Genomic DNA, 9,476 nt, shown 5'->3' on the forward strand with positions numbered 1-9,476 from the left:
CCCCGGTCACGGCCACCACGCCCCCCGCGGCCGCGAGCCCGACCGCCGCACCGGAGACGCCCGATCCGGCCCCGGCGACGGCCACCCCCGCCACCCGTCCCGTCGTCCTCGGCGCCACAGGCCCGGCCCCGGCCGACGACCGCGAAAGCGAGACCGTCGGCGCGCTGTTCAGCGGCGCGCCGGCGGCCGGCAAGCACTTCTGCACCGCCAGCGTGCTGCACAGTGCCACCGGCAACCTGTTGCTGACCGCCGCGCACTGCCTCGGCAGCACCGACGGGATCACCTTCGCCCCCGGCTACCGCGACGGCTCCGCCCCGTACGGCGCCTGGCAGGTGACCGCGATCCACACCACCGCCGGCTGGTCCCAGAAGGGTGACGTGGACGAGGACTTCGCGATCCTGGAGACCGCCCCCAGCAACGGCCGCAACGTCGAGGACGTGGTCGGCGGCAACCGGCTGGGCGCCGACGAGCCGTTCGACGCGACCGTCCGCCTCTACGGCTACCCCGCCGACTCCGAGACGCCCATCCTGTGCACCAACGCCACCGGGCAGCAGAGCGCCTACGAGCGGGTCGTCCAGTGCCCGTCCTACCCGTCAGGCACCAGCGGGGGCCCCTGGATCAACACCGCCACCGGCGACGTGGTCGGCGCGATCGGCGGCTACCAGCAGGGCGGCGACACCGACGACGTCTCCTACGGCGCCTACTTCGACCACACCATCACCGACCTGTACGCCCAGGCGGAGACGGCCGCCTCCTGAGCTTCTGCGGGGGCCCGGTCCCGAACCGGGCCCCACCCGGCTCCAGCGGGCCCCGAACATGACGAAGGCCCAGATCCGTGGATCAACTCCACTGATCTGGGCCTTGGTTGCACTTCCTGCGAAGTGCCCCCGGTAGGATTCGAACCTACGCACCCGCCTCCGGAGGGCGGTGCTCTATCCCCTGAGCTACGGGGGCCTACTGGCCTGTCGGTCACTCGCGCTTCCGACGTGAGAACACTATCAGGCTTCGGCCGCGGTCCGTGCACGGGTTTCCCCGAAGATCCTCCCGACGGCGGCGCCGGCGGGCGGGGGAGCGGAAGTGCCCAAAGGCCGGACGGGGCGGCGGGGCCGCCGATACCCTCGGTGAGGTGTCGGGAGTGTCCGGGCGGGTCCTCGTGGTGGACGACAACGAGGCGATCCGCCAGCTGATCAGGGTCAACCTGGAGCTCGAAGGCTTCGAGGTGGTGACCGCCGCCGACGGCGCCGAGTGCCTGGAGGTCATCCGCCGGGTGCAGCCCGACGTGGTGACGCTGGACGTGGTGATGCCGCGGCTGGACGGCCTGCGGACGGCGGCCCGGCTGCGCGCGACCCCGGACACCAGCGGACTGCCGATCGCGATCGTGAGCGCCTGCACCCCGGCGGACCTCGACCTGGGGGAGACGGTGGGGGTGGACGGCTACCTCGGCAAGCCCTTCGACCCGGCGGACCTGGTGTCCCTGGTCCGACGCCTGATGCGGCTCAAGGGGCACCCCGACGGGCCGTCCGGCGAACAGGCCGACGGGCGGCCCGGCGGACTGGCCGCCCCGCCGTCCGATGCATTTCGCCCTGAGCGAACAGAGCGCACCGATCGCGGCTGAGACCCCGTAACGACGGCGCACCGGCGTCTCAACCGGTAAACCGGGTGGCGGGCGGGCACCCCGTCTCGCCTACGCTTGGCGTCGTGACCCCCGCAGACCTTTCCCAGGCAATCCAGGCCGCAGTGAGCTCCGCCGTCGAGGCGGGCGAGCTGGCCGTCGCCGTGCCCGAGCACGTGACGGTCGACCGGCCCAAGAACAGGGACCACGGCGACTACGCGACCAACGTGGCCCTCCAGCTCGCCAAGGCGGCCGGCAAGCCGCCGCGAGCCGTTGCCGAGGCACTGGCCGACCGCCTGCGAGGGATCACCGGCGTCGCCAAGGTCGACATCGCCGGTCCGGGCTTCCTGAACATCACCCTGGACACCGCCACCGCCGGTGCGCTGGCGCGCACCGTCGTCGAGGCGGGCGAGGCCTACGGCCGCAACGACGCCCTCAAGGGCCTGAAGATCAACCTGGAGTTCGTCTCCGCCAACCCGACCGGCCCGATCCACATCGGCGGCGTCCGCTGGGCCGCCGTCGGCGACTCGCTGGCGCGCGTGCTGCGGGCCTCCGGTGCCGACGTCACCACCGAGTACTACCTCAACGACGCCGGCGTGCAGATCACCAAGTTCGCCGCCTCGCTGCAGGCCGCCGCGAACGGTCGCGAGGTGCCCGAGGGCGGGTACGTCGGCGAGTACATCGTCGACATCGCCAAGGCGCTCACCGAGGCGATCCCGGGCGTGCTCGACCTGCCCGAGGCCGAGCAGCTGCAGGTCTTCCGCACCGAGGGCCTCAAGCTCATGGTCGCCGAGATCAAGCGTTCGATGGACGAGTTCGGCACCCACTTCGACGTGTGGTTCTCGGAGAAGACGCTGCACGACTCCGGCGCGGTCGAGAAGGCCATCGACCGGCTGCGCGAGCAGGGCCACGTCTTCGAGCAGGACGGCGCGGTCTTCCTGCGCACCACGGAGTTCGGCGACGACAAGGACCGCGTCCTGATCAAGGCCGACGGCGACAAGACCTACTTCGCCGCCGACGCCGCGTACTACCTGTCCAAGCGGGACCGCGGCGCCGAGGTCGCGCTCTACATGCTGGGCGCCGACCACCACGGCTACGTCAACCGCCTCAAGGCCATCTCGGCCTGCGCGGGCGACGACATGAACCACAACATCGAGGTGAAGATCGGCCAGTTCGTGAAGATGCTTCGCGACGGCGAAGAGGTCCGCATGTCCAAGCGGGCCGGCAACATCATCACGATCGACGACGTGGTCGAGTGGATCGGCGTGGACGCCGCCCGCTACACCCTGGCGCGCTCCTCCACGGACTCGACGATCACGCTGGACATCAACCTGCTGACCAGCCAGAGCAACGAGAACCCGGTCTTCTACGTCCAGTACGCGCACACCCGGATGTGCGGCGTGGCGCGCAAGGCCGCCGAGCTGGGCGTGGACAAGGGCACGGCCGAGCAGTTCAAACCCGAGCTGCTCGCCACCGAGTGGGAGTCCGACGTGCTCGGTCACCTCGGCGAGTTCCCGCGCGTGCTGGCCACCGCCGGTGAGCTGCGCGAGCCGCACCGGGTCGCGCGCTACCTGGAGGAACTCGCGGGCAAGTACCACCGCCTGTACGAGAACTGCATGTTCCTGCCCAAGGGCGACGAGGAGCTCAACGACACGCACCGCGCCCGGCTCTGGCTGGTCGAGGCGACGCGCACCGTGCTCGCCAACGGGCTCACGCTCCTGGGCGTGACGGCGCCCGAGCGGATGTAGGCACCACCCCCAAGCGCACAGCGGGGGCGGCTGACGGTCAACGGGGACCGTCGCCGCCCCTCGCCATAGGTCTCGAAGGAACCAGCAAAGATGAGCCGTTCCGCACACCCGGCAGGCCCCCGTCACGGCGACGTCCTGCCCGAGGGCCACTACCAGGCCCCGCCCGCCGACCTGAACGCGCTCGACCCCAAGGTCTGGTCGCGCACCGTCGCCCGGAACGCCGAGGGCGTGGCCACCGTCGGCGGCGTCGACGTCAAGCGGCTGGCCGCCGAGTTCGGCACCCCCGCCTACGTGCTGGACGAGGAGGACTTCCGGGCCCGGGCGCGTGCCTGGCGGGACGCCTTCGGCACCGACGCGGACGTCTACTACGCCGGCAAGGCGTTCCTCTCCAAGGCCGTCGTGCGCTGGCTGCACGAGGAGGGCCTCAACCTCGACGTGTGCAGCGCGGGCGAGCTGGCGGTCGCGCTGGCCGCCGGGATGCCGCCGCAGCGGATCGCGCTGCACGGCAACAACAAGTCGGTGGACGAACTCGAACACGCGGTGAAGACCGGTGTCGGGCACATCGTGGTCGACTCCTACGGGGAGATCGAGCGCCTGGCCGCGATCGCCGCCCGCCACGGCGTGCGCCAGCAGGTGCTGATCCGGATCACCGTCGGCGTCGAGGCGCACACCCACGAGTTCATCGCCACCGCGCACGAGGACCAGAAGTTCGGGCTCTCACTGAGTCTGGCTGCGCCGCGAAGCGGCTCGGTTGAGGGTGGTGGTGGGCGACGGGAGGGCGGGGGTGCGGCCGCCGAGGCGGTGCGCCGTGTCCTCGGCCACGACAGCCTGGAGCTGCGCGGCATCCACTCGCACATCGGCTCGCAGATCTTCGACATGGCCGGGTTCGAGGTGGCCGCCCGCCGGGTGGTCGGCCTGCTGGCCGGGATCCGCGACGAGCACGGCGTCGAGCTGCCCGAGATCGACCTCGGCGGCGGCCTCGGCATCGCGTACACCAGTGAGGACGACCCGCGCGAGCCGGCCGAGATCGCGGCCGCGCTGGCCGAGATCGTCCGGCGCGAGTGCGCCGCCGCGAACCTGAACGCCCCCCGGCTGAGCGTGGAGCCGGGCCGGGCGATCGTCGGCCCGACGGCGTTCACGCTGTACGAGGTCGGCACCGTCAAGCCGCTGGAGGGCCTGCGCACCTACGTCAGCGTGGACGGCGGGATGTCCGACAACATCCGCACCGCGCTGTACGACGCCGAGTACTCGGTGGCCCTGGTGTCGCGCACCAGCGACGCGGAACCGATGCTGGTGCGGGTGGTCGGCAAGCACTGCGAGTCCGGCGACATCGTCGTCCGGGACGCCTTCCTGCCGGCCGACCTGGCCCCGGGCGACCTGATCGCGGTGCCCGCCACCGGGGCCTACTGCCGCTCCATGGCGAGCAATTACAACCACGCCCTCAAGCCTCCCGTGCTCGCCGTCAGGGACGGTGCGGCACGGGTGATCGTCCGGCGCGAGACGGAGGAGGATCTCCTGCGTCTGGATATCGGATGACGAAATCCTCGTCTCAGATCATGGAACGACCGTAGATCCGTACGGAAAGTCCCGGAGACTGGTAGAGACCGAAGTTCCCGGCGGGCCCGGAAAACCCGCCGGAATTACCGAAGCACGATGAATGCAGAGCGGAGTCGGATGATGCGTACGCGCCCGCTGAAGGTGGCGTTGCTGGGTTGTGGTGTGGTGGGCTCCGAGGTGGCGCGCATCATGACGACGACGGCCGACGACCTCGCCGCTCGCATCGGTGCTCCGGTCGAGCTGGCCGGGATCGCGGTCCGCCGCGCCGGGCGGACCCGCCCGGGCGTCCCCGAGCACCTGGTCACCACCGACGCCGAGGCCCTGGTCAACCGGGGCGACATCGACGTGGTGGTCGAGGTGGTGGGCGGTATCGAGCCGTCCAAATCGCTGATCCTGTCCGCCTTCGAGCGGGGCGCCTCGGTGGTCAGCGCCAACAAGGCGCTGCTCGCCAAGGACGGCACCGAGCTGCACGCCGCGGCCGCCGAGGCCGGGGTGGACCTGTACTACGAGGCCGCGGTGGCGGGCGCGATCCCGCTGCTGCGTCCGCTGCGCGAGTCCCTCGCGGGCGACAAGGTCAACCGGGTGCTGGGCATCGTCAACGGCACCACCAACTTCATCCTCGACAAGATGGACACCACCGGCGCCGGCTACTCGGAGGCGCTGGAGGAGGCCACCGCGCTGGGCTACGCCGAGGCCGACCCGACGGCCGACGTCGAGGGCTTCGACGCCGCCGCCAAGGCCGCGATCCTGGCCGGCATCGCCTTCCACACCAAGGTCACCGCGGCGGACGTCTACCGCGAGGGCATCACCGAGGTGACCGCGGCCGACATCGCCTCCGCCAAGGAGATGGGCTGCGTGGTCAAGCTGCTCGCGATCTGCGAGCGGGCCGCGGACGGCGGGTCCGTCACCGCGCGCGTCCACCCGGCGATGATCCCGCTGTCGCACCCGCTGGCCTCCGTCCGCGAGGCGTACAACGCGGTGTTCGTCGAGGCCGAGGCGGCCGGTCGGCTGATGTTCTACGGCCCCGGCGCGGGCGGCTCGCCGACCGCCTCCGCGGTGCTCGGCGACCTGGTCGCGGTCTGCCGCAACAAGCTGGCCGGCGCCACCGGTCCCGGTGACTCCGTGTACACGCAGCTGCCGGCCAAGCCGATGGACGAGGTGGTCACCCGCTACCACGTCAGCCTGGACGTGGACGACCGCGCGGGCGTGCTCGCCCAGGTGGCGTCGGTCTTCGCCGAGCACGGCGTGTCCATCGACACCGTGCGCCAGCAGGGCCGCGACGGCGACGCCTCGCTCGTCGTGGTCACCCACCGTGCCACCGACGCCGCACTGTCGGCGACGGTCGACAAGCTCCGCGCGCTGGACAGCGTGCGGGACGTGGCCAGCATCATGCGGGTCGAAGGGGAATAAGGAACCAGCCATGAACGCCGTTGCCGAGAACGTCGTCCGAGGCGCGCACACCCACCAGTGGCGCGGCCTGATCGAGGAGTACCGGGACCGCCTGCCGGTCACCGCGGCCACCCCGGTGGTCACCCTGTTGGAGGGCGGCACGCCCCTGGTCCCCGCCCAGGTGCTCTCCGAGCGCACGGGGTGCGAGGTCTACCTCAAGGTCGAGGGCGCCAACCCGACCGGCTCCTTCAAGGACCGCGGGATGACGATGGCCATCTCCAAGGCCAAGGAGGAGGGCGCGCAGGCGGTCATCTGCGCGTCCACCGGCAACACCTCCGCCTCCGCCGCCGCGTACGCGGTGCGGGCCGGGATGGTCTCCGCGGTGCTCGTCCCGCAGGGCAAGATCGCCCTCGGCAAGATGGGCCAGGCGCTGGTGCACGGCGCCCGGATCCTCCAGGTCGACGGGAACTTCGACGACTGCCTCACCCTTGCGCGTGAACTGTCCGAGAAGTACCCGGTGGCGCTGGTGAACTCGGTGAACCCGGCGCGGATCGAGGGCCAGAAGACCGCGGCCTTCGAGATCGTCGACATGCTCGGCGAGGCCCCGGACATCCACGTCCTGCCGGTCGGCAACGCGGGCAACATCACCGCGTACTGGAAGGGCTACCGGGAGTACTCCCGCCCGTCTCCCGCCGCCACCCTTGACGGAGGCGCTTCGCGCCGCATCCTCCCTGGCCTCGCCACCCGCACCCCGCGGATGTGGGGCTTCCAGGCCGCCGGCTCGGCCCCGATCGTGGACGGCGCGCCGGTGCTCAAGCCGCAGACCATCGCCACCGCGATCCGGATCGGCAACCCGGCCTCCTGGGACTTCGCGCTCGCCGCGCGGGACGAGTCCGGCGGCCTCATCGACAAGGTGACGGATCGTCAGATCCTCTCCGCCTACCGGTTGTTGGCCTCGCAGGAGGGCGTCTTCGTGGAGCCCGCCTCGGCCGCCTCGGTGGCCGGTCTGCTGGCCAAGGCGGAGGCCGGCCTGGTCGACCCGGGCCAGCGGATCGTCTGCACCGTCACCGGCAACGGCCTGAAGGACCCGGACTGGGCGGTGGCCGGCGCGCCGCAGCCGCAGATCGTCCCGGTCGACCCGGAGGCGGCCGCCCGCAGCCTCGGACTGCTCGACCGGTAACGGGGTCTGACGCGTCGACGGGCCGACCCTTTCGGGGTCGGCCCGTCGGAGTTCTCCACTGACACTTTTGTGTCAATTGGGCTTCGCATTGCGATCCGTTTCCGCCCCTCTCTTTGACGGAGGGGGGTGTGCATTCCGGCCAGAACCGGCAACACACCAGATCGAAGGCCCACGGGGTGTACCGCTTGGGAACCTCTCTTCGATACTCTGGCCTCGGCCGTGTGGCACATGCCCCGGGCCCGGCGGGTCCGGGCCGAGCCGACCGCCGGGACCGCCCGCCCCCCGAGGGGCCGCGGTCCGTTCCCCCACCCTCGCACCGACGACGCGCTCCGCGCCGCCCGATTTCCCCAGGAGAGTCCACCGCATGGCCGGTCCTGCGTTCCGTGCCGCCGCCGTCCGGGTCAGGGTTCCCGCGACCAGCGCCAACCTCGGCCCGGGCTTCGACGCCTTCGGGCTCGCGCTGGGTCTGTACGACGACGTGGTCGTCCGGGTCGCCGACTCCGGCCTCTCCGTCGACATCGCCGGGGAGGGGGCCGACACACTGCCGCGCGACGAGCGCCACCTGCTGGTCCGCTCGATGCGCGCCGCCTTCGACCGGCTCGGCGGCCAGCCGCGGGGCCTCGAAGTGGTCTGCGCCAACCGGATACCGCACGGCCGCGGCCTCGGCTCCTCCTCGGCCGCCATCTGCGCCGGCATCGTGGCCGCCCGTGCGGTGACCATCGGCGGCCCGTCCGCGCTGGACGACGACGCGCTGCTGGCCCTCGCCTCCGACCTGGAGGGCCACCCGGACAACGTCGCGGCCTGTCTGCGCGGCAACTTCACCATCGCCTGGACCGACGAGGAGTCGGCCAAGGCGATCGTGCTGGAGCCGTCCGCGCAGGTCGTCCCGGTGGTGTTCGTGCCGGCCGGCGAGGTGCTCACCGAGACCGCGCGCGGCCTGCTGCCGAAGACCGTCCCGCTGGCCGACGCGGCCGTCAACGCCGGTCGCTCCGCGCTGCTGGTGGAGGCGCTGACCCGGCGTCCCGAGCTGCTCCTCGCCGCCACCGAGGACCGGCTGCACCAGGACTACCGCGCCTCCGCCATGCCGGACAGTGCCGCCCTGGTCGGCGCGCTGCGCGCCGAGGGCGTCCCCGCGGTCGTCTCCGGGGCCGGCCCGACCGTCCTGGCGCTCACCGACGAGGCGGGCGCCGACAAGGTGCTCTCCTTCGCCGGGCACCACGGCCACGGCGGCGACCCGGCGTTCGCCGCGCACCGGCTGGACGTCGACCGCACCGGGGCCGTCGTGCTCCCGCTGGACGTCTGAGCAGCCCGAACGGGCCGCTCGGGGCCCGGCGACGGCACCCTGCCGAGCCGGGTCCGACGGACACGATTGGCAAGCGCAAGGCTGGGGAATGTCTGAGGGGGTCGGTAGTGTTAACCTCATTGCTGCACCAGGTGCCCTCCGGGGCTAGGTGCGCGCGTCCCGATCCCAGCACTCCACGGCAGTGGAGTCCCGGCGATGCACGGGGCGACGATTCTCCGGGAGCCCACCGCAGCGCGTACGCAGCCTGCCTGCGCGACACGCGGTCGCATCCCGAAGCCGTGACGGCACCTGACTCCCACCCGCGGCCTCCCACCTAGAGGCCAGGACGGGCGGAGCGCGGGCCACCGTCACGCGACGGGGGCCCGGGATTCGCAGGGAGCGTGGGGGTTACGCCCTCAGGGGAGGTCGACACACGACCGGCCCACGCGCCACTCAGCACCACCGTGCTTCATGCACCGCACCTCGTACGTAGCTCTCCCTCGACGGGCTCCCGCCATTCGAGGGATCACCGCCTCGGACCGACGCAGTCGAGCGTTGGTCAGGACAGCACAACCGGTCGCCGAGCCAGACAGGCCGACGTCCGCTCCAGGGAAGGACCCTTAGTGAGCGACTCCACCGATCTGATGGGCGCGCGCCCGGACGCCGACGCGTCGGACGCAGCCGCCGCCCCCGCTGCTCCGGCGCGGC

The 9,476-nt window shown here is 72.0% G+C and carries 7 protein-coding genes and 1 tRNA gene; 7 read left to right on the forward strand and 1 reads right to left on the reverse strand.

Annotated elements, in window-relative coordinates:
• The coding region (locus KS423_RS29065; RefSeq protein WP_224282751.1) for a serine protease at positions 1 to 758 on the forward strand (758 nt) is incomplete at its 5' end.
• Positions 759 to 882: 124 nt separating this feature from the next.
• Here KS423_RS29065 and KS423_RS29070 read toward each other — a convergent pair.
• A tRNA-Arg gene (locus KS423_RS29070) sits at positions 883 to 954 on the reverse strand.
• Positions 955 to 1,126: 172 nt separating this feature from the next.
• On the opposite strand from KS423_RS29070, the gene KS423_RS29075 reads away from it, so the two are divergent.
• The 6 genes from KS423_RS29075 to thrB all read left to right on the forward strand — a co-directional run bounded on the left by KS423_RS29075 (position 1,127) and on the right by thrB (position 8,789).
• On the forward strand, positions 1,127 to 1,615 hold the full coding sequence (locus KS423_RS29075; protein WP_224282752.1) for a response regulator: 489 nt from the start codon (positions 1,127 to 1,129) through the stop codon (positions 1,613 to 1,615).
• Positions 1,616 to 1,698: 83 nt separating this feature from the next.
• Entirely contained in the window at positions 1,699 to 3,360 is a 1,662-nt protein-coding gene (argS, locus tag KS423_RS29080) for an arginine--tRNA ligase (protein WP_224282753.1), read from the forward strand.
• 90 nt (positions 3,361 to 3,450) lie between these two features.
• Positions 3,451 to 4,896 carry a diaminopimelate decarboxylase gene (gene lysA / locus KS423_RS29085; RefSeq protein ID WP_224282754.1) on the forward strand — a complete coding sequence of 482 codons (1,446 nt, stop codon included), beginning with the start codon at positions 3,451 to 3,453 and terminating at the stop codon, positions 4,894 to 4,896.
• A 138-nt stretch (positions 4,897 to 5,034) separates the two neighbouring features.
• Positions 5,035 to 6,327 carry a homoserine dehydrogenase gene (locus KS423_RS29090; protein WP_224282755.1) on the forward strand — a complete coding sequence of 431 codons (1,293 nt, stop codon included), beginning with the start codon at positions 5,035 to 5,037 and terminating at the stop codon, positions 6,325 to 6,327.
• 10 nt (positions 6,328 to 6,337) lie between these two features.
• Positions 6,338 to 7,486 (forward strand): threonine synthase, encoded by a 1,149-nt coding sequence (gene thrC / locus KS423_RS29095; RefSeq protein ID WP_224282756.1) that lies wholly within the window; start codon positions 6,338 to 6,340, stop codon positions 7,484 to 7,486.
• Between the two features lie 364 nt (positions 7,487 to 7,850).
• Positions 7,851 to 8,789 carry a homoserine kinase gene (gene thrB / locus KS423_RS29100; RefSeq protein WP_224282757.1) on the forward strand — a complete coding sequence of 313 codons (939 nt, stop codon included), beginning with the start codon at positions 7,851 to 7,853 and terminating at the stop codon, positions 8,787 to 8,789.
• The last annotated feature ends 687 nt before the right edge of the window (positions 8,790 to 9,476 follow it).

It is taken from the genome of Streptomyces sp. LS1784, assembly GCF_020103755.1.
Taxonomy (GTDB): Bacteria; Actinomycetota; Actinomycetes; order Streptomycetales; family Streptomycetaceae; genus Kitasatospora.

Coding starts and splice junctions, on each gene's coding strand:
- lysA (WP_224282754.1), top strand. CDS start 3,451: ATGAGCCGTTCCGCACACCCGGCAGGCCCCCGTCACGGCGACGTCCTG.
- thrC (WP_224282756.1), top strand. CDS start 6,338: ATGAACGCCGTTGCCGAGAACGTCGTCCGAGGCGCGCACACCCACCAG.
- KS423_RS29090 (WP_224282755.1), top strand. CDS start 5,035: ATGATGCGTACGCGCCCGCTGAAGGTGGCGTTGCTGGGTTGTGGTGTG.
- thrB (WP_224282757.1), top strand. CDS start 7,851: ATGGCCGGTCCTGCGTTCCGTGCCGCCGCCGTCCGGGTCAGGGTTCCC.